Source organism: Vibrio sp. CyArs1 (genome assembly GCF_022432925.1).
GTDB classification, from domain to species: Bacteria; Pseudomonadota; Gammaproteobacteria; order Enterobacterales; family Vibrionaceae; genus Vibrio; species Vibrio mediterranei.
In genome coordinates, this window is the sequence record NZ_JAKRBO010000001.1 from 1,013,144 (window position 1) to 1,033,496 (window position 20,353).

At 43.3% G+C, this 20,353-nt stretch carries 20 protein-coding genes and 1 pseudogene; 11 read left to right on the plus strand and 10 right to left on the minus strand.

What is annotated here, in order from left to right:
• The 3 genes from MMA19_RS04725 to MMA19_RS04735 are packed head-to-tail and all read left to right on the plus strand — an operon-like array spanning nucleotide 1 to nucleotide 3,495.
• The gene (locus tag MMA19_RS04725; protein ID WP_240205626.1) at nucleotides 1–2,145 is read left to right on the plus strand and encodes a peptidase domain-containing ABC transporter; all 2,145 of its coding nucleotides are present in this window, start codon (nucleotides 1–3) and stop codon (nucleotides 2,143–2,145) included.
• Nucleotides 2,138–2,776: an acyltransferase gene (locus MMA19_RS04730; protein ID WP_088878874.1), complete on the plus strand. Its 639-nt coding sequence runs from the start codon at nucleotides 2,138–2,140 to the stop codon at nucleotides 2,774–2,776. Before MMA19_RS04725 ends, MMA19_RS04730 begins: the two co-directional genes overlap by 8 nt.
• A complete protein-coding gene (locus tag MMA19_RS04735) occupies nucleotides 2,746–3,495 on the plus strand; it encodes a hypothetical protein (RefSeq protein ID WP_240205627.1) in 750 nt (249 codons plus the stop codon). The genes MMA19_RS04730 and MMA19_RS04735 overlap by 31 nt, the downstream gene beginning before the upstream one ends.
• 64 nt (nucleotides 3,496–3,559) lie before the next feature.
• Here MMA19_RS04735 and MMA19_RS04740 read toward each other — a convergent pair whose 3' ends face one another.
• The 3 genes from MMA19_RS04740 to MMA19_RS04750 all read right to left on the minus strand — a co-directional run bounded on the left by MMA19_RS04740 (nucleotide 3,560) and on the right by MMA19_RS04750 (nucleotide 5,496).
• Nucleotides 3,560–4,216, minus strand: coding sequence for an HAD-IA family hydrolase (locus MMA19_RS04740; RefSeq protein ID WP_240205628.1), 657 nt, complete (start codon nucleotides 4,214–4,216; stop codon nucleotides 3,560–3,562).
• 110 nt (nucleotides 4,217–4,326) lie between these two features.
• On the minus strand, nucleotides 4,327–5,001 hold the full coding sequence (locus tag MMA19_RS04745) for a hypothetical protein (RefSeq protein ID WP_240205629.1): 675 nt from the start codon (nucleotides 4,999–5,001) through the stop codon (nucleotides 4,327–4,329).
• A gap of 30 nt (nucleotides 5,002–5,031) precedes the next feature.
• Nucleotides 5,032–5,496 (minus strand): cytochrome c, encoded by a 465-nt coding sequence (locus MMA19_RS04750; protein WP_031495595.1) that lies wholly within the window; start codon nucleotides 5,494–5,496, stop codon nucleotides 5,032–5,034.
• Between the two features lie 119 nt (nucleotides 5,497–5,615).
• Here MMA19_RS04750 and MMA19_RS04755 point away from each other — a divergent pair, with 119 nt between their 5' ends.
• The 3 genes from MMA19_RS04755 to MMA19_RS04765 all read left to right on the plus strand — a co-directional run bounded on the left by MMA19_RS04755 (nucleotide 5,616) and on the right by MMA19_RS04765 (nucleotide 7,183).
• Nucleotides 5,616–6,254, plus strand: a complete 639-nt coding sequence (locus tag MMA19_RS04755; protein ID WP_198558643.1) for a cytochrome b/b6 domain-containing protein — start codon at nucleotides 5,616–5,618, stop codon at nucleotides 6,252–6,254.
• 2 nt (nucleotides 6,255–6,256) lie between these two features.
• Nucleotides 6,257–6,685 carry a MarR family transcriptional regulator gene (locus MMA19_RS04760; protein ID WP_006069291.1) on the plus strand — a complete coding sequence of 143 codons (429 nt, stop codon included), beginning with the start codon at nucleotides 6,257–6,259 and terminating at the stop codon, nucleotides 6,683–6,685.
• Between the two features lie 207 nt (nucleotides 6,686–6,892).
• The gene (locus MMA19_RS04765) at nucleotides 6,893–7,183 is read left to right on the plus strand and encodes a putative quinol monooxygenase (protein WP_006069292.1); all 291 of its coding nucleotides are present in this window, start codon (nucleotides 6,893–6,895) and stop codon (nucleotides 7,181–7,183) included.
• A gap of 270 nt (nucleotides 7,184–7,453) precedes the next feature.
• Here MMA19_RS04765 and MMA19_RS04770 read toward each other — a convergent pair whose 3' ends face one another.
• A complete protein-coding gene (locus tag MMA19_RS04770) occupies nucleotides 7,454–7,624 on the minus strand; it encodes a hypothetical protein (RefSeq protein WP_156020514.1) in 171 nt (56 codons plus the stop codon).
• A 203-nt stretch (nucleotides 7,625–7,827) separates the two neighbouring features.
• A pseudogene (locus MMA19_RS04775) lies at nucleotides 7,828–8,256 on the minus strand (VOC family protein).
• Nucleotides 8,257–8,474: 218 nt separating this feature from the next.
• On the opposite strand from MMA19_RS04775, the gene MMA19_RS04780 reads away from it, so the two are divergent.
• Together MMA19_RS04780 and MMA19_RS04785 are read left to right on the plus strand one after the other, a co-directional pair.
• Complete coding sequence (locus MMA19_RS04780) at nucleotides 8,475–9,014, plus strand: porin family protein (protein ID WP_240205630.1); 540 nt, start codon at nucleotides 8,475–8,477, stop codon at nucleotides 9,012–9,014.
• Nucleotides 9,015–9,112: 98 nt separating this feature from the next.
• Nucleotides 9,113–10,117, plus strand: coding sequence for a LysR family transcriptional regulator (locus MMA19_RS04785; RefSeq protein ID WP_240205631.1), 1,005 nt, complete (start codon nucleotides 9,113–9,115; stop codon nucleotides 10,115–10,117).
• Here MMA19_RS04785 and MMA19_RS04790 read toward each other — a convergent pair.
• On the minus strand, nucleotides 10,092–10,691 hold the full coding sequence (locus MMA19_RS04790) for a TetR/AcrR family transcriptional regulator (RefSeq protein ID WP_240205632.1): 600 nt from the start codon (nucleotides 10,689–10,691) through the stop codon (nucleotides 10,092–10,094). The two genes, MMA19_RS04785 and MMA19_RS04790, sit on opposite strands and share 26 nt — an antisense overlap.
• 112 nt (nucleotides 10,692–10,803) lie before the next feature.
• Between MMA19_RS04790 and MMA19_RS04795 the strand changes: the two genes are divergently transcribed.
• Nucleotides 10,804–11,883, plus strand: coding sequence for an efflux RND transporter periplasmic adaptor subunit (locus MMA19_RS04795; protein WP_240205842.1), 1,080 nt, complete (start codon nucleotides 10,804–10,806; stop codon nucleotides 11,881–11,883).
• Between the two features lie 8 nt (nucleotides 11,884–11,891).
• The gene (locus tag MMA19_RS04800; protein WP_240205633.1) at nucleotides 11,892–14,987 is read left to right on the plus strand and encodes an efflux RND transporter permease subunit; all 3,096 of its coding nucleotides are present in this window, start codon (nucleotides 11,892–11,894) and stop codon (nucleotides 14,985–14,987) included.
• A 79-nt stretch (nucleotides 14,988–15,066) separates the two neighbouring features.
• Here MMA19_RS04800 and norW read toward each other — a convergent pair whose 3' ends face one another.
• From norW to MMA19_RS04820, 4 genes are all read right to left on the minus strand, one after another.
• Complete coding sequence (gene norW / locus MMA19_RS04805; protein ID WP_124941747.1) at nucleotides 15,067–16,209, minus strand: NADH:flavorubredoxin reductase NorW; 1,143 nt, start codon at nucleotides 16,207–16,209, stop codon at nucleotides 15,067–15,069.
• Nucleotides 16,206–17,663, minus strand: coding sequence for an anaerobic nitric oxide reductase flavorubredoxin (gene norV, locus MMA19_RS04810; RefSeq protein ID WP_240205634.1), 1,458 nt, complete (start codon nucleotides 17,661–17,663; stop codon nucleotides 16,206–16,208). Before norV ends, norW begins: the two co-directional genes overlap by 4 nt.
• Before the next feature lie 283 nt (nucleotides 17,664–17,946).
• Nucleotides 17,947–18,285 carry a DUF1971 domain-containing protein gene (locus MMA19_RS04815; protein ID WP_006069303.1) on the minus strand — a complete coding sequence of 113 codons (339 nt, stop codon included), beginning with the start codon at nucleotides 18,283–18,285 and terminating at the stop codon, nucleotides 17,947–17,949.
• A gap of 29 nt (nucleotides 18,286–18,314) precedes the next feature.
• Entirely contained in the window at nucleotides 18,315–18,461 is a 147-nt protein-coding gene (locus MMA19_RS04820) for a hypothetical protein (RefSeq protein ID WP_164491498.1), read from the minus strand.
• 250 nt (nucleotides 18,462–18,711) lie between these two features.
• Here MMA19_RS04820 and norR point away from each other — a divergent pair, with 250 nt between their 5' ends.
• Complete coding sequence (norR, locus tag MMA19_RS04825) at nucleotides 18,712–20,265, plus strand: nitric oxide reductase transcriptional regulator NorR (RefSeq protein WP_240205635.1); 1,554 nt, start codon at nucleotides 18,712–18,714, stop codon at nucleotides 20,263–20,265.
• Nucleotides 20,266–20,353 lie beyond the last annotated feature (88 nt).

The window sequence follows — 20,353 nt, forward strand, 5'->3', positions numbered from 1 at the left end:
ATGCATGCAGAAGGGTTGATAGACTGGGGGTGGGGAAAGAGGCTCCCTCTGATTCGCCAAACAGAAAAGGCGGAATGCGGTATTGCATGCCTTGCGATGATTGCTGATTGGCATGGTTACAAAACTGATCTTCGATCACTAAGGGCAAAATGCGGCATTACCCAGCATGGGATGTCATTTGCACGGCTCATTGAGTGTGGTGCACTTCTTAAGCTTTTTGGTCGCGCGGTACGTTTAGATCTTGATGAACTGGAGCAATTAGCTACACCTTGCATTTTGCATTGGAATCTCAATCATTTCGTTGTGCTAAAAAAAGTGAGTGGAAAGAAAATTGAAATTCACGATCCAGCCAACGGTGCATTGAAACTGAGCCATGATGAGCTTAATAAGCACTTCACAGGAATCGCTCTTGAACTAACACCAACCCACGACTTTGAAGAAAAAGTTGAAAGTAAAGCGGTTCGGCTATCAACTCTAATTGGTAAAACCATTGGTCTTAAAGGAGCACTAGGTCGAATTTTTGTGTTCGCATTGGTATTAGAGGTATTAGCGCTTACTTTGCCTATCTTCAATCAGATTGTGATTGATGAAGTGTTGGTTGGTTATGACAAAAACCTTCTTGTACTCGTCATTGGAGCCATACTCATGGTAACAGCAACGCAAACCCTAACCGGACTTGCTCAACAATGGGCGACAATCAAGTTATCAGTGAATTTTAACATGCAGTGGGCTGCAAATGTATTCCACCATTTGTTCCGATTACCGATAGATTGGTTTGAAAAAAGAGACATAGGAAGCATAAGTGCGAAATTCTCCGCGGTGGGTGTCATTCAACAAACGTTAACTACTAGCGCTATTCAGGCTCTACTCGATTTAGTGTTAGTGGTAGGCACTCTTTCGGTTATGTTGGTTTACAGCCTTCAACTATCATTCATTGCCATCGCTGCAGCGTTAGGCTACGTAGTTCTGCGGTTTGCCTGGTTTGGCGCTTTTAAACGTGCAGAAGAAAACACTTGGGAGGCCAGTACTCAAGAAGAAAGTTATTTTATTGAGACAGTTCGCGGTGTATTGAGCTTAAGAGTCAATGGGACATTACCTTGGCGCGAGTCATCTTGGCAAAACCTCAATATTAAACGAAGAAATGCGCAGCTACACGAGCAAAAACTCGGGATGATCTACAACACAATGAATGTGACGATTGTCAGTCTTGTTTCAGCTACGGTTCTCTGGTTTGGCGCAAACTTGGTGCTGGATGGTCTGTTTACAATCGGTATGTTGATGGCCTTTCTTTCGTATCAAGGCCGATTCTCTGCCAGTATTAGTTCATTAATCGATAAGTATTTTGAATTTAAGATGTTATCTGTATACAACGAGCGTTTAGCGGATATTGTCTTGACTGAGAAAGAAACGGATAGTGTTCCTAATGCCTTAGGGTTGCCAATTGAAGCCAATAATCTAAGTAATAATGCTATTGAGTTTGACAATGTTTTCTTCTCCTACGGAAAAGATCAGCCTCCTATTCTTAACGGTGCAAGCTTTACTGTAAAAAGTAATGAGATTGTTGCGTTAGTCGGACCGTCTGGCTGCGGTAAATCAACCATTTCTAAACTGTTGTTAGGTATTTATTCCGTTACGTCAGGTAGCATTAATTATTTTGGTAATAAGTCGACAGCCTGCAAATCCCTTAGGGAGCAAGTCGGTGCGGTATTGCAAGAAGACCAACTATTTAGTGGTTCAATTATCGAGAATATAACCTTCTTCGCTGGCGATTTAGATGAGGAGTGGCTCGTTATGTGTGCTCGCAGGGCAGGTGTTCATGATGATATTGAACGCCTAAATATGGGATACCACACGCTAGTTGGCGAGATGGGCTCGAGCCTTTCTGGAGGTCAAAAACAAAGAATTCTCATTGCGAGAGCTCTGTACAAAAAACCTAAGTTTCTAGTGTTAGACGAAGCGACTAGTAGTTTAGATATCTATTCGGAGTCATTTGTCTGCCAGATGTTTAAAGATATCAAGACGCCTATTTTGATGATTGCACACCGTCCAGAGACTATAGCATCAGCTGACCGAGTATTGCTCATGGATGGTGGTTTAGTTCAGGAAATCCCGAATAATTTTAAGCAGGAAGCTCAAGATGTATAACCACGAAAGAATACTCAGCCCAGATAATCATGCTGAACTGTCTGACGTTGAGTTAATGGAACAATATGGTAAATACTTTGGTTCGGATAATTGGGTCACATTTTCTGGTTGTCCGTCGATTACATTGACCAAAGCGGGGTCGAAACGATCCGAATATTTCCCAAACAACAGCAAAGCTATCGTAATTGATTCAGGTTGTTACCTCGAATCATCCCACTTCCCAGCCTTTCCTTCTGGCATCACGAAACTGACAAGTGTTGCTGTCAACGACAGGCCTTTTGGCAAAATAGTCATTGGCAAAGGGTGCGTGCTTCAAGGCACTTCAATCTGTGCTTACGACAAAGTCTCAATAGGAAATAACGTCATTTTTGGCCCTAATACAGTGATTATGGATTGTAGCGGCCATGCACTTACAAACCGAGGTCATCTGGATGAGCTTGATAACCTAAAAGCTGAGCCTGTCACAATTGGCAACGATGTTTGGATCGGTTACGGATGTATTGTTCTTCCTGGGGTCAATATCGGTGATAACGCGATAATTGGCGCTGGTAGCGTAGTTACAAAGGATATTCCTGCCAATTGCATGGCTGCAGGTAATCCGTGCACCGTGAAAAAAACGGAATTAAATTAATTCAAAATGGAGTTCAGGAAATGAGATTACTTTGCCTTTCGCTAGTAACACTCGCTGTATTGTCAGGTTGTAAAAGTATCCCGATTATTTTTATGCCCGATCACAATGTGTCAGTATCCGGAAGCACGCTTATATTTGACGGCCCGATATCTGGCGATAGCGTTTTGGAAGCATTAAGAGTTGTTCGAAATTCTGGAGCAAATATTGAAAAAATACGAATAACTAGCCCTGGCGGTGATGTGCCTTCGGGTATCGAACTTGGGTATTTTGTCAAAGAAAATAATCTGGACGTTGAAGTTGATAAACTTTGTTTTTCTGCATGTGCAAATTATGTTATTCCAGCTGCAAAAACTGTCTTGATTAAAGAAGGTTCTCTTATTGGTTGGCACGGAGGGCCAAGACAGTCAGATGAACTTTGGCAAGCATCGGTTTCCTCTACCGATAAAGAAGAGTTAATGACGTTTATATCCCGACTACGCGAAAAAGAAGAGGTCTTTTTTGAGTACGTTGATGTTGATCCTGATATCACTGTGTACGGTCAAACTAGTTCGAAAAAATGTCGATTAACTGAGGAAACACACGGGTGGTACTACTCAAAAAGCGACTTAGCAAAAATGGGGGTCACCAATGTTGTTATTGAGGGTGAGCTAGCTTCTTCGATCGAATATCAGGGTGATACAATTAATGCTTGTTTGATGCCAGAATTCAAGTCCATATAGAATATAGAAACACTGTGAGTTGCTTCCTCGCTACTCACAGTTTTACATCTAGTGGTTAGTTTGCTTAATCGACGGCATGATGGTCAACTATTGCTATCACATCCTGCACCGACCCCACGACATAATCCGCAATTAAAAACGCGGGATTATTTTCAAAAGGCATAGCAATGGTGGTTAGCTGCGCCGCAACAGCGGCTTTCACACCTGTTAGGCTGTCTTCTAATGCGAATGCCTGCTCCACTGGAACATCTAATCGCTGACAAACTTCCAAATAGACATCAGGAGCTGGTTTACCATTTGGTACGTCTTCTGCGCTTAACATCAAGTCAAAGCTGTCCTGTATGCCTAGTTTTTCAGTCACCGCATGAATAATTGGATAGGCAGAAGAGCTGGCTAGAGCGAGGCGAAAGTCTCTTTGTTTTAAGTCTGAAATCAGTGTCGGAATACCCTCTATCGCCTCGCCTTCCTGTTCGACAAGTGCAACTACTCTTTGCATTATCTCTGATTCCAGCACCTTAGCATCCACACTCAAGTTAAACATTTGAATCCATGTAGCAGCGATATCGTCAAGTCGTTTTCCCATAGTGTTTTCAATGCAGTCGTCAATCGTGGCGCTCGCTCCGTAATTAGCTAACACTTCAATCTGCGCCTTTCGCCAAAAAGGTTCTGACTCAATAAGTACGCCATCCATATCAAACACAAAAAGTGACTTTGTCGTCATGTCTTATCCTACTTCAATCTGAATAAACTCTATGGATAGTATAAGGTTATGCAGGCCAGTGGAATAGAAAGGTATGCCGCAACCGAAACTTGATTGCAGCACTTTGTGTTTTACAATTTACTCATATCTAGCTTGTGACCCAAAGGCTCGACTTGCACCTCGGCGTAGCCCATTGTCACCGCCTCAAATTGCTTACTCATTTCCAAAGCATGTGCGGCATCTTTGGCAAGCACCGCCACCAAATAAGTGGGTCTGACAACAGCATTCTCTAAATTCTGAGTATTGATGTACGACGAGGTTACCGTGCCAACTTGATTAAGTGCTATCACTCGCTGTAAATCAATGCCCAATACTCGGTCAATTTCCAAAGTCTCTACACCAGACTTCCAAATGAAGGTGAGGCCAAAATTATTCGCTTTCGGTGTGTTGTCTAACCACTTTGATCCTAACAACTGAATGTGGTTTATTCTGACCAAATCTTGTTGGTACAAAGGTAAACTTGCTAGCTGGTCACGCACCGATTGCTCGCTTTCAGCTTCCATAACGAATTTTAGTAGCTGTGTTTTCTGTCCGCCTACTTGGCTATTTTCGACAAACATGTCTTTGATTTTTCCGTTATCCACCAGCTTCTTAAATGATGCTCGCTGTTCCGGCATCGTCTTAAGTACTTGTGCGATATCATCAGTGTTCCACTTCAACTCTACACCATAATCGTACGCATAAGCAGAGCTAGCCCCTGCAAGAAGTGCACCGATAACAAATAGATTTTTGATTATTTTTCTCATGACTTTACCTTCTAATTCAAATGATACTTCTTACCAACGTGAGCGATAGCTGCGGTGACAACTTTTACACGTAGATTCCGCAGCCTTTAGCCCCTTCTCGACTTCTGCAATAGATTGATTTTGCGCACCAAGCGCCACCTGCTGATAGCCTTGTTGCATCTGTTGCATTAATCGATTGAATTTTTCTGGCTTACTCCACACGCTTTCTTTCGCTTTACTTCCTTCTTGAGTCCCTAAAACAAAGGCACCGTTTAACGCATCACTGTTAGCTACAAGTTGCTCGCTCGCTTCTAACAAAGTCTGCCAGTCGGTATCACTACCATCGAGCGTTTTTTTAACGGCCTTAGTTTGTGACTCGAGGGCTGTAAAGGCTTTTTGCCGAGCGTCTATGATGTCTAATGTTGCTGAGTCCGGAGCGGAATACGCTAGAGATGAAATACCTGTCGATAGTGCGAGCAAGAATACTAATTTGGTCGTCGAATGATGAGTGAACATATTTCCTCCACCTGTTTTGTATATCGTTGTTGATGCATTTAATTTACACAACAATTATTGCGTGCGCAACAATTGTTGTGTAAATTAATGTCAACTATTTAAGACTAGAGGATCAAATTATGCAAAAGGTTAAAGTTTGGGATCTTGCGACTCGACTCTACCACTGGATTCAAGCCCTTGTTTTTGCGGGACTAGTATTCACTGGCTTTAGTAATCAAGGGCCCCATATCCAATTGGGACTAGTTTTATTTACATTACTACTTTGGCGCGTGATATGGGGTTTTATTGGTAGTGAAAGTAGCCGATTCCGTTCTTTTCTTAAGCATCCAAAAGTAATTGTCCGATATACATTCGGTAAGGCAATCTCATATGTTGGGCATAACCCGCTAGGTGCAGTCATGGTTGTTGCAATGATCGGTACATTACTCATTCAGTGTGTTACCGGCATGCTTTTAGCTGGAATGTTTGATGGTTTGGAGAGTATCGGCATTTTTATTCCCGAGCCTCTTTATGACATTGCAGACACCACTCACGCATTATTCGCTGACATGTTACCAATCATGGTCGCGCTGCACGTTGGAGCTATTGTTATCTACAAACTACGTGGCAAAAGTCTGCTTATGTCTATGTTCACAGGGCAACAGATACTCAACGCAGATGCACTATCTCCTTCTTTATCGAGCAACTTTAAAGCGTTGTTAGTGCTAATCATCTCAATATTAGTTACGATGACAATAGTTGCTTTTTCAATGGTGTAAAAATGAAGACAGAATTCGAACGCCAAACCAGCTTTGGTTGGCTACTAAATGTTGTGGCAAATCATGCATCAAAAGAGTTTGATAAGAGATTGCGAGAAAAGGGACTGACGCTAGCGTTATGGCCAACTCTAATGTGTTTATGGGAAAAGGAGGGCGTCACTCAACGAGAGATTGCGCAAATGTCCAAGGTAGAGAGCTCAACAACAACTAGAACACTCGACAAATTAGAAGCTCTAGAATTGGTCGAGCGACGTGCCGACCCAGAAAGTCGTCGCTCCTTCAGGATCTTTTTGACAGACAAAGGGAAAGCCCTTAAAGAAGAAGTCATTCACCTACCGGTCGAAGTCAATCAAGCGTTGCTAGCCGGGCTTGAAGATGAAGAACAAAGAACTTTGATTGCAACATTGCAGAAGTTGGTAGAGCGTATATGAGTCCATCTGCGCCGCTCACATTGCTTTAACTGAATTGTTTGAATACTTGTGAGTGCCGAAGCGGTTCAACTCCAGAAACACGTCGATTATCAATGATGGTTTGATAATCTTTCAAATCTCTCATTATTTTTGTTTTATTTAAGCCAAGATAAGATGTTGTTATCCAGTTATCACCAACCAAAAGATCCATTCTAACGAGGAAATACCATGGCAAAGCTGACTATCGTCGCTAACATCATTGCAAAACCTGATCAGATTGAACTTGTGAAAGCAGAGCTTCTTAAACTCATTGATATCACACGTAAAGAACAAGGTTGTATCAACTACGACTTACACCAAGATAATGAAAACCCTGCGCACTTTGTATTTTACGAAAACTGGGAGTCGCGCGAGCTGTTAATGGCACACTTAGCCGCACCACATATTGCTCAATACAAAGCCGCAACCGACGGTGCCGTTGAGAGTTTTACGCTTAACGAAATGACTCAAGTTGGCTAATTGCCACCAAACTATTGGTCAAATAGTAGCGCCCTAATGACAAAAATCGCCCAAATTTGTAAGGCAAGGTATTCTAGTTTTATCCATAAATCCATCGTGTTATCGCAGTCCATTGTATGAACTTTTACGGTAACAAGGTATGTGAGGATTGACAGTGAAGAATTCTCAGAACAATGAATACAGCGTGAAGGTTATTAATAATGCTGTTAGATGCCGGTCATTAGGGTAACCACTAAAGTACGCCCAAACGATGGTTTGGGCGTACGTTTACTACTGTTTTTCAAAAGTTCCGGTGCTTTTGATCATCACATCTAGGAAGCCTGAAGCGTTGCTTTTATCAAAACCGGAGTTTTTCATCTGGTTTTGAGCACCTTTCAATCTCGCCATCAATTCTTGACGCTGTTTTTCTACATCACTAGTGATTTCTTTTTTATCAGTCATAACAGGTTCTCTTGTGTAGCATTGATAAGAACACGTTAGTTCAAGTTTTAAACTTCAACAAATGACAGCTATTCGTAGATCTAAACCTTCATCACCCCACCTATGAACAATTAGAGTCAAAAAGTGGAAATTTCATTTATATCAATACATTAGCTAAGCCACCATCGAACCCCCGACATATTGATAATACTCATAGGACATTATCAAATACTATAGTCATTTCGTTCCGAAGTGTTGTTTGAGTAATATTCGACAAACTCAAACTGCATATTATGATCCTCCACGTAATAAGCACTACGACGATGGGGATGCTCTCCTCCCCAATGATCCAATTCATAACCTGCGATTTTTAGCCGTTCAACTGTTTCGTCAAGGTCATCTACGACGATTCCTATGTGTTTTACGCCTGTCCAGTGCTTGTTCCAATCTGCTATTCGACCATCACCTCCCGATTGGACTGCGATGTAAGAGCGATCATCTCCGACATGAAACCACTCCACTTCCTTGCCATACCATTCTTCCATTTTTCCTTGACCTCAAATCCGCCAGTCTGGTAACGATGCTAATAAAAACTCTATCGTTTTCCTAGGGTTAACTAGCGTAATGTTGGCATGCTCGATATATCCATTCATCGTATTATTCCTTCTGTTAGTGATTGGATCTTAGCGTAATTCCTCAAGTTAACTTGAGGTCAAGGACTATTTAACAGTGGAGTCATAAGCAGGAGTTATCAGACTATTAATAAGTGATGATTAGTGTCTTTTTAACCAATCATTACACTAGCCCTCATCGAAACAGAGCACGGAATGCAAACCACAAGCAGGATAGCTTTTACAATTAAGGGTTAGTAATGAAAAAGTTAGTTCTTGCCACCGCTATCGCAGCAATCTCAACTGGCGCATTTGCAAATACAGATTTTAGTGGTCATCGTGTTGGTATAGGTGCTTCAAATTTGAAGTTTAGTGATTCAGAAGGAAGCTGGAGTTTAGGAACCGGCGTTAAAGTTGAATATGGTTATGACTTCAACCAAATCTTTGGTATCAACGTGTCTTACGCGTGGAACCAAGATGATGTTGATTTGCCAATTTACACTGAGACTTCCGATTATAAAGCTCGAACTTTTAAAGTAGACACAGATATTGGCTATGCCTTTGACCTAGGGCAAGCGTGGATCAAACCTTACGGCGTGCTTGGTCTTGCTTTTCTAAGTGATGAAATTAATACACCAAAAGACGGAAAATTCTCAGGCAATGACTCAAGTATCTACTTAGGGGCAGGTGTTCGCGGCCAGTTGGACATGGGACTGTACGCAGATCTTCGCGTCGATTTACCAATGTATGGTGATCTTGACGCAGACTACCTATCATTTACGGTTGGTTACAAATTCTAACCTAATAGATAACAGGCAGTTAAACCACCTATACCAAGCCAATGTGATTCCACGTTGGCTTTTGACGTATTTCTAACATTGCAAGTGCTAACATTCCCATGTCATCCATAAAACCGAGTAATACAGTGCCGAAAGACCGTTTTGCCAATCTCGATCTTAATCTTCTTCGAGTGTTCAAGGTGCTTTACGAAGAGAAAAACATGCGTAAAGCGGCGGAACGTTTGTACGTATCTCAACCAGCTGTCAGTCAATCACTACAAAAATTGCGTCATCAATTTGATGACCCATTATTCGTTAAAGTGAAATCAGGCTTAGCTCCAACTCCATTTTCTGAGCAGCTATCGAGCTTGTTACTTCCTCTATTGTACGATATTGAAAATGTCGTCAATGATAGTGATGTCTTTGACCCGGCTCAGTTAGACCAAGACATTACCATTGCCCTCTCTTCGAGCTTTGTTTTCTCCATTTCTGGTGAATTGTATCGCTATTTTCGTGAACATGCTCCAGGCCTACGTATCCATATTGCATCGTGGAATGATCAAACAGTAACCGCTATCGAAAAGGGAGAAATACTACTAGGGATCAATGCTGAATTAACCGACAGCTACCCTTTCATGGAAAAGCGAACAATTGGTGAGATTAACGCTTGCTTACTCGTTAGAAAAGAGCACCCGATTACTAAGAAAAAGGTAACGGTTGAGTCTATGTCGAAGTATCCATTGGCGCGACTAATCGTCAGTAACTACAGTAAATATACAAGCCCTACCGTTGAAATCTTCAAACGCCTGGGGTATCCACTAGAAGTGGGGTTTAGTTCCGAATACCCAGTTGCACTTATTGATGTTGTGCAGCAATCGGATATGTTTATGGGAACCACCAACTGCTTCCCGATACATAACTACCCAAATTTAGTCATGCTAAGTCCTGACCAAGTATTACCTGAAGCGCAGTATCCTGCATTGTCCTATTTTCACAGTCGCCACCAAAATAGTGCGCTAGTCAACTGGCTTAATGAGTCGATTATTCATATATTTCAGCAACGTAAAACCGAAAATGCCAATCACCACTTATCGTCGGTTAGCAACCCAATAGAAATAGCGTAACGCACTCTTCTATATATTGTTTGCGCTGTGCTTCAGTTTGCACTCCACTCTCACCTAAAAACGCCCAGTAAGCGGCTTTTCCATGGAACATCAGTAGAAGTTGCATCGCTGCATTTTCTGAGTCGTTGGGAAGAGAAATCGTACCTTTTTCATGATGACGTTGAAGATAATTGGCTAGAACATGAAGTGTTTTTTGAGGTCCAGATTGCAAATAGAGTGCAGATATTTGAGGGTGAGACTTCACCTGCCCCACTGCATTTCGAAACGTTTGCAGAACTTGCTCTTCAAGATGCATGTTCTGAAAGCGAACACCAAACTCCACCAAAGTAGGCTTGATCGGACTATCCAAACTTAACGCCGATTCATCAATCGCGCGCTGCTCACATCGGTATTGAATACAAGTTTCAAACAGCTGGTCTTTAGTTTTGAAATGAGAATAGACCGTTTGCTTTGAGACGTCAGCTAATTTAGCGATCTGATCCATGCTCACCTTGTAGCCATGTTCGCAAAACAACTCACCCGCCGCTTTTAATATCTGTAGTCTCTTCTGTTCACTTTTTTGGATCATGCTCACAATACCAGTAGCAACCTTTGGAATAACTAAATTTTAACACAATCAAACTAGACAGTCTAGTTTGATTGTGATTATTCTATGACCAATAGGTTAGGTTTATAGGATGTCTATGATGCAAACAAAGCAATTACTAACAAAAGCATCAGCACTAGCAATTCTGATTTTGCTACAAGGTTGTCAAAAATCAGAGCAACCAGAGGTAGAGGCGGTCGAGCCTTTGACTGTTTCCACCACTGAAATTACGTTAAGCCCTTCATACAAGGTTCAAAGGGAATACGTCGGTACAGTAAAAGCAGGTCAACAAGCTAATCTTGGCTTTGAGCTATCTGGCAAAGTGGATGCGTTATTTGTCGATGTGGGTGATGTCGTAGAAAAAGGCGCACCACTCATTAGACTCGATACGGATTTATTAGTCACCGAAGCTAACCAGTTAAGGGCACAAAATAATGAAGTGCGAGCCCAGCTAAAACTAGTTGAAGCCAATCTAAAACGTCAACAGTCTCTTAAGTCGAAAGGCTTCAGTGCGGAGGCTGAAATCGACGCCCTCACAAGCCAAGAAGGCGTATTGCAAGCCAATCTTGTGAGGCTACAAGCCGCGTGGAACGCAAATAAGCTAAAACAAGAAAAGTCGACCATCCTTGCCCCTTATTCAGGCGTTATTGCCAAGAGACATGTCTCTCTTGGGGATGTTGTCAACGTCGGAACACCAACCTTAGTACTGCTCGCCAGTGCCGGTAAAGAAGCCTTTATCGGTATTCCAGCTCAACAGCTTGAACGCGTCACCCAACTGACTTCTCCTGATGTGCGAGTCTCTAATGCCCATTATGGCGTCACACTTCTTAACCCAGGAGCGATGGTAGACACCAAGTCACGCAGCGTGTCACTGCGCTATCAGTTTCCTGAAGATGCTCATGTTTTGGAGGGAGAACTGGCCTATTTGGCATTCGAACAAACAATTGACGAACCAGGTTACTGGGTTCCACTCACCGCACTTATTGATGGCTTGCGAGGAGTGTGGAATGTTTATGTTATAGGCGCCGATAGTAAAGTAGAACGTCGCAGTGTGAACGTCTTATACGCCGATAGCCAACGTGCCTTTATCAATGGTTCACTTGCCAATGGCGAGTCTATCATTGCCAGTGGCCTGCACCGCGTTGTTCCGGGGCAACCCGTACAAATAAGCTCTCAATAGGTGGTGATATGAAAGCAGTTCAAATCATTACCAATACTCGATTACTCATTTTAATGACTGCTCTGTTGATCGTAAGTGGTCTCGCCGCATTTTCGTCATTACCAAGAGCAGAAGATCCCATTATCACGAACCGTTTTGCCAATGTCACGACAAGCTTTCCGGGCGCAAGTGCCGAGCGAGTCGAAACCTTAGTTACTGAGGTAGTGGAAAACAAACTTAGGGAGCTTAGTGAAGTCAAACTACTAAGTTCAACATCTAGGCCAGGCATCTCTATTGTCACAATAGAGCTGAAGGATGAGATTACAGAGCCAGAGCCAGTCTGGTCCAAAGCAAGAGATAAACTGTCCGACATCACCCCTGTTTTGCCAACCGGTTCAGGCGCCCCTGATTTAGACAGTGACCACACCTACGCCTTTACCATCATTTCCGCGCTAACTTGGGACGGCCCTGGTGAAACCGATATTCTAACATTAGGTCGTTATGCTAAAGAGTTAGCCAAAAGACTCAGAACATTATCAGGCACTGAGTTTGTCGATGAATACGGCATGCCAAAAGAAGAGATTCAAGTTAACCTACGGACTGCTGACACCGCGGCGTTTGGCCGCTCAAGTATCAACATCGGTGATAGCCTAACAGGCGCAGACGCAAAAAACTCTGCTGGCCAGCTAGTCAACCATTTCGCACGCTTTGGGCTGGAAATTGAGTCAGAATTGGATTCGATAGAGCGAATTAAACAAGTGCCTTTGATCGTTGACGATAACGGTCATATTATTCGACTCGAAGATGTTGCCAGCGTCACTCGCAGCGCTAAGACACCTGAAAATGAAATGGCACTCATTGATGGTGAACCCGGTGTTATTGTTGCAGCTCGAATGGTGCCTGAGTTACGTGTTGATCAATGGACCGCTAGAGCAATGACGGTCATTGAACGTTTTCAGCAGGATTTACCCAGCAATATCAAGGTTAACATTCTTTTTGATCAACAAGGTTACACGACGACACGTTTGGTCGATCTAGGGCAAAGCTTGCTTATCGGTTTTAGTCTGATTCTGATTGTACTGTTTGTGACTTTAGGCGTAAGAGCAGCCGTGCTGGTCGCTATTGCGCTGCCCCTGACTTCAATGTTTACCCTGTCACTAATGAAAATGACGGGCATCCCTATTAACCAAATGTCGGTGACAGGACTTATCGTCGCATTGGGAATTATGGTGGATAACGCTGTGGTCATGGTGGACACCATCCAAAGCTATCGATTAAAAGGTCAGGCTCGCTTAGAGGCGACCATCAATGCACTGTCACATCTATGGGTGCCGTTGTTAGGTTCAACACTCACCACCATTCTCGCTTTTGCTCCAATTATTCTGATGCCCGGCGCTACCGGAGAATTTGTAGGCGCGATTGCGATCACTGTGTCCTTTTCTTTAGTGGGTTCTTATATCCTCTCACACACCGTCATTGCTGGGTTCGCGACTATGCTATTGCCTAGCCACGCGTCGGGAGACCATTGGTACAATACAGGGCTTCGCATTCCCGCTTTGACCCATGCTTTTGCTCGTTCAGTAAAACTGGCGATCAAACACCCTGCTATTTCTTTGCTACTTGTCTTAGCCGTCCCCATTACTGGCTATTGGAGTATCTCTCAACTGACTGAACAGTTCTTTCCACCTTCGGATCGAGACATGTTTGAGGTACAAGTATTTTTACCTCCACAAGCCAGTATTTACGCGACTGAGGCGTCTACGGAGCTTGTGGACGACATCATTCGTTCCTATGAAGGTGTAGAGCGAGTCGATTGGTTAGTTGGCGCTAACTTCCCATCGTTCTACTACAATTTACAAGCCACGCAAAACAACGCGCCGTACTTCTCACAAGCCATGGTTAAAATGAATTCATTCCAAACCGCTAATAAAGTCATTCCAGAGCTTCAGGAGCGGTTAAACAAAGAAATCCCTTCCGCTCAAATTTTGGTGAGAAAACTAGAACAGGGTCCTCCGTTTAAAGCACCAATAGAGTTACGAGTCTATGGTGAGAATCTCGATACGCTCAAATCTATAGGAGAGGATATCCGTCTCATTCTTGCCAATACGCCTCATGTCACACACACCAGAGAAACTCTACAACCTGGTACACCAAAAGTCTGGTTAAAAGTAGATGAAGATACTGCCAAGCTCAATGGCATTACGCTCAACCAGTTTGCCAACATGCTGCAAGCGACGTTAGTCGGGCGAGAAACCGGCTCGGTCACTGAAGGCAGCGAGTCTATTCCTATTCGTGTACGTGTTGCTAATGAAGAGCGTGAAAACCTATCGCACCTTGGCAACTTACGTCTGCCTATTTCTTCCGATACCTATACTACAGGTGTCAGCGTATCGACACTGGCCGACCTTGAACTCACCACCAGCCGTGGCGCTATTACCAGACGCAATGGCGAGCGCGTCAATACCATTGAGGGCTATATTCAAGCGGGAGTGCTACCACAAACGGTACTTAATGAGTTCCAACAACGTTTGTCCCAATATACCTTACCAGCGGGTTATCATATCGATTTTGGTGGTGAGTCCGCAGAGCGAGACCGCTCTGTAAGTCTGCTTATTTCGAATATTTCGGTTGTAGTGGTCTTGATGATTTTGGTCGTCGTCATGTCGTTCAATTCGTTTAGGCTAAGTACGATTATCTTTATGGTGGCGGGATTAGCTGGAGGATTAGGGCTGCTCTCTGTGTGGGTCTTCAACTATCCATTTGGCTTTACCGTCATCATAGCGATGCTGGGCATCATGGGACTGGCTATCAACGCGGCTATCGTAATTTTGGCGGAATTGAGATTAGATGAGAAAGCATCGTCAGGCGACATCGATGCTTCCGTCGATGCAGTAATGGCGTGTACTCGCCATATTACCTCAACCACTATCACTACCGTTGGCGGATTTATGCCATTGATTATCGCAGGAGGAGGCTTCTGGCCACCATTCGCCGTGGCTATCGCAGGTGGTACCGTCCTCACGACATTGATCTCTTTTTACTTTGTCCCTGTTGTTTATCGAATGATGGTTAAACCTCGCAAGCAGAGAAGCCTTAAGCCAAAAGCAAAACAACAGGCGCTTTAAGCAGTGCTGAAAGAAACAAAAAACACTCACCTCAAAGACTGGGGTGAGTGTTGTTTTCTCTTAACAGCGGTCGTGAGTATTAGACCAACTCCCTTAATAATTTGAACGACTCAGGCGCTCGGCCTCGTGTCGCGATAAAACCTATCATGTCATCGTTGTCATTAAATGCGGTAGCTAAAATACCATTAGTACTAGCGTCGTAGTTCCAGCGAGTAACCTGTTTATCATGGACAACGCCAGCAAACTGAATTGGGTAGTTTGGCGTTTTTACCTTAGTCAGCATAGTTGGTAATGTCAGCTTTGTGGCGTCTCCCGTCAACGTTTTAGCAAGAGCACTCGCACTCATCACGATAGGTTGTAAAAACGCCCTTACTTCTCCTTGAATTTCAGCACAGTCACCTAGGGCGAAAATATTGGCAGTGGAAGTACAGAGGTAATCGTCAACGATAATACCCTTGTTCACTTCCAGTCCCATGTTTTTCGCTAATACCGTGTTGGCCCGAAGACCAGCACACACGAGTATTTCATCGACCATCAACTCTTGACCTTGATTCAAAGTAACAAGTTTTGCTTCTGGACCTTCATCAATATGAGTCACAAACGCATCGGTGATAACCTTAATGCTTTCTTGTTGCAATGCCTGCTTGAGTTTCAATTCGATGTAGTCAGGTAATTGGTTCTGCATTAATCTTGTAGCAGGTTCAACTAAGAAAACCTGCTTTCCAACACTCGCAAGATCCAGTGCCACTTCCACGCCAATTAACCCACCACCCAGTACTAATACACGAGATGCGTTTCGCCAACGTGTTTGATTTTTCTCATAGTCAATTAACGAATTATGAGTAAGGAAATCTTGGGATGCAGAGCCTTTAAAGACTGGAATAAAGGGACTCGCTCCCGTCGCTAAGACCAGTTTTGCAAAGCCTAGCGTTTCACCCTCCACTTCAAGAGTCTGCAGCTGAGGGTCTACATGCTCGACCCAAGTGTTGGTATATAGCGCAATACCATATTCTTGTGCGAACGGTGCTGCCCGCTTAGTGATGACCTGTTCAGCGGTTTGCATTTTGGTGAATACATGACTTAAATCTGGCTTGTTATAGTCATGTCCATCATCACCCGTCACTACAGCCACTGAGACTGAGTTGTCGATACGCCGCAATGACTTAACCAATTGATAGGCAGCAAAACCGCTCCCTACAATGACAATGTCGAACTGCTTCATGCCACGCCCTCTTTAATGTGAGGCGCAAATACGTCTTTCCCTAGGTTACATTCTGGACACAAGAAATAGTCAGGCACATCGTCCCAAGCCGTCCCTGGTTCAACACCTTGATTCGGTTCTCCTTGAATTGGGTCATATATCCAATTACACACCGTACAGATCATGCACTGGCAATCGGAATCATGGGATAACTCGGACGTAGCTTTACCCTCATCGCTCGACGCCGTATTGAATTCAATAGGAGTGACATTGAGATCGCTCAATGCCCACTGCTTGGCGACCTTTTGCCCATAGGCTTTGCACTCTCTCATTGCTTTGCCATCGGGACGCCATTTAGTTTTAATACTCTCGGTTGTTTCAAAGCCTGCGTCTGTCAAGCGTGTATGAATACGGTCAACAGCACCACCGTTCCAACCATAGCTACCAAACGCAGCTGCTTTCTTTTCTTTGAACCTTAAACCTGTTATCTCTTCTAGCATGCCCGCAATTTTCGGCATCATCACATTATTCATGGTCGACGATCCTACGAGTACACCTTTCGAACGGAACACATTCGCCAGTATTTCATTCTTGTCTTGGCGCGAGACATTGAAGACTTTCACTGCGACGCCTGGATCCACATCGTGAATGCCTTGTGCGATGGCATCAGCCATCATTCGAGTGTTATTCGACATGGTGTCGTAGAAGATAGTGATGCGATCTTCTTGGTAGTTATTCGCCCATTGCAAATACTTCTCGATAATTTGAACAGGATTATCACGCCAGACGATACCGTGAGAGGTCGCAATCATCTCCACAGGAAGGTTAAAACTCAGCACTTCTTTGATTTTCGCCGTAACTAATGCGCTGAATGGCGTTAGGATATTTGAGTAGTAACGAAGGCACTGCTCAAACAGTTCCGCTTGGTCCACTTCATCATTGAATAGGCGTTCATCACAATAATGCTGACCAAACGCATCATTACTAAACAGCACCGCATCTCCGGTTAAATACGTCATCATACTGTCCGGCCAATGCAACATTGGCGCTTCGACAAAGACAAGTTGTTTGCCATTGCCAATATCAATAGTGTCTCCTGTCTTGACCGTTTTAAAATTCCACTCAGGGTGATGATGGTGACCTACAATAGAGTCTATGGCGGCTTCTGTGCAGTAAATTGGCGTATTAGGGATTTTTTCCATCAACGCTGCAAGGGCACCGGAGTGATCTTCCTCTGCATGATTGATAACGATGAAGTCGATAGAATGCAAGTCGATCTCCATCTCTAAGTTTTGTAAAAACTGATAACTGAATCTATGGTCAACAGTGTCAATCAATACTGTCTTTTCTTCACGAATAAGGTAACTGTTGTAGCTCGTCCCTTTTGTCATTTTGTATTCTGTACCATGGAAGTCTTGAACTTCCCAATCGCGTTGTCCTACCCAATGAATATTGTTTTTTACGTGAATTGTCATGTTACTACCTTATACATAATCAACGTGGCATTTAATCTATCTCTTCTATTGCATTGAGCGTGCCAACCTCTCATATAAACATATCTCATTGTATTTAAAGAATATTAATTCTACCTGGCATGTAAATATTATCTTTATGACAATGCCTCATAGTAATCATTAAGACTAAAAATTGTTTATATGACAAAATACAAGATAGAAAAAAGGCTCCTGTATGAGGAGCCAAGATGGCCTGGAGGCCTAATTCATTGATTTTTCGATCATCGTGTTTAGTGCATGATGATTACGACTTAGCGTGGAACATTTTTTGGCCTTGCTTATCACTCTCAGACCAGAAATTAATATTAAACTGAGCATCGTCACTTATTTCGATGCGATGCCAGTATTGTGGGGGGCTGGTAGCAAATTGTCCTGCATGAATGACAACTTTTGTTTCTGGCTCTACCGCATTTTCATCCGCAAACCCATAGTAGGTGACTGTACCTTCCATAACACATAACTGTCCAAACACACCCTTTGCAGTATTGTGATGGGTGAGTAACGCCTGTGGCACAGTGTCTGAGGTGAAAAATGGAGTAGAACGTTGAATGGTCCAATGTGAAGGAATTCTTAAATGGCTCATGGAAGTCTCCAATACTTTTATCAGTAAAATTAGAATGTTAGAAAACGTGATAGCAGTGTAGCTAGCCACGACGATGTTCGGTTTGAAACAGCTCTTGGTGTGACTTCAAGGCTGGTAATTTGATACCACTCTGCATTCGCCTCTTGCAAAGGACTGTCTAAGTGTAATTGTGTCATAACGACCTCACCTCTACGCTTAAATAATAATGATTATCTTTACTAATATTAAGCATATCGCGTGCCATGGAGACAGAAACAAGCACTATTTTTGCTAACTACCTGAATACATTTATGAATAAGGCTTATCAGATAACTAAACACTCATCTTTCATATCTTACTTTGTTTATTTGATAATCCTTAAACTTGGTCATTATGATAAATAATTTGTTATAGTGACAAAATTAGCACTGGTAATGGAGCTTCGTTATGAGCCAATTTCGTTCGGCATGGTTGCAGATTGCCCTAGACATCACATCCGGTATTTCAGAACAAGATCGCTTTGATCGTTTACTTTCCACCATTCGCCAAGTTCTTCAGTGTGACGCAGCGGCACTACTCAAGTTTGATGGTAAGTCTTTTGTTCCCTTGGCTACTGATGGACTGAGTGCGGATGTATTAGGCCGCCGTTTTGAAATAGACAATCATCCTCGATTTGAAGCAATTGCGAGAGCAGGAGACATTGTTCGTTTCCCTGCAAACAGTGATCTCGCCGATCCCTATGATGGACTTATCCCAAACCATGAAGGCAATCTAGAAGTTCATTCTTGTGTCGGTCTCCCACTTTTACTACAAGATAATCTCATCGGGGCGATCACCATTGATGCTTTCAATCCAACTCAATTTGATACGACCGCAGACAAAGATCTTAGGATACTAAGTGCCTTAGCTGCCAACAGTCTTCATACCGCTTTGTTAGTAGAAAAGCTCGAGCGTTCTGGAGGAATTTCAGAGTCCTCCAGCTCTACTAAACTGGCCCGTCAGGATGCAGCAGATATTATTGGTCAGTCACGACCTATGGGTGCATTAAAACAAGAGATTTCAGCGGTTGCGGATACCGATCTGTCGGTATTGATTATTGGAGAAACAGGAACAGGTAAGGAGTTGGTAGCACAGTCTATCTATTCACAATCCTCTCGCAAGGACGAAGCTTTGGTTTATCTCAACTGTGCTGCACTGCCAGAGTCCGTCGCAGAAAGTGAGCTATTTGGGCACATCAAAGGCTCATTTACCGGCGCTATCAGCAATCGCAAGGGCAAGTTTGAATTGGCTAACAAGGGAACGTTGTTTTTGGATGAAATTGGTGAGTTGTCTCTCGGATTGCAAGCGAAGCTATTACGAGCGTTGCAATACGGGGATATTCAAAGAGTCGGCGACGATCGAAATATCAAAGTAGATGTCAGAATCATTGCCGCTACTAACCGTGTCATGCACGAAGAAGTGAAAGCAGGCCGCTTTCGAGCAGACCTTTACCATCGACTCAGCGTTTTCCCTATCTTTGTCCCTCTACTGAAAGAGCGCGAGGGGGATATTGTTTTATTATCTGGTTTTTTCGCCGAGCGATGCCAACACAAGCTAAAGGTATCTAGCATCAGTCTAAGCGATGGGGCAATTTCCAAATTACAGGCGTACGACTGGCCAGGGAATGTGCGGGAACTTGAACATGCTATTAACCGAGGCGCTGTCATTGCTAAAGCACAAAGTACCTCGTCGCATGTTTCTATATTAGCGCAACACATCACACTAGATGTTCAATCAGAGCAACACCAGCGTGAGAAGGAGCCGCACTTCTCTTCTTCTGGCCATACAACACGTACTTTGAGCACATCCGCCTCGCTCAAAGATGCTGTCGATGAGTTCCAAACTCAATATGTCCAAAAGGCCTTTTTGGATAATAATCAGAATCTAAGTGCCACGGCAAAACAATTAAGCGTTAACCCGGGAAATCTGCATCGTTTAATGAAGCGTCTTAATCTGAAATAGACTCAATTTATAGGCATCATCAAGGGCATCATCGTATGCCCTTTTCTTTTGCCTACAAGATATTCGATAACAATTTCTCACCCGAACG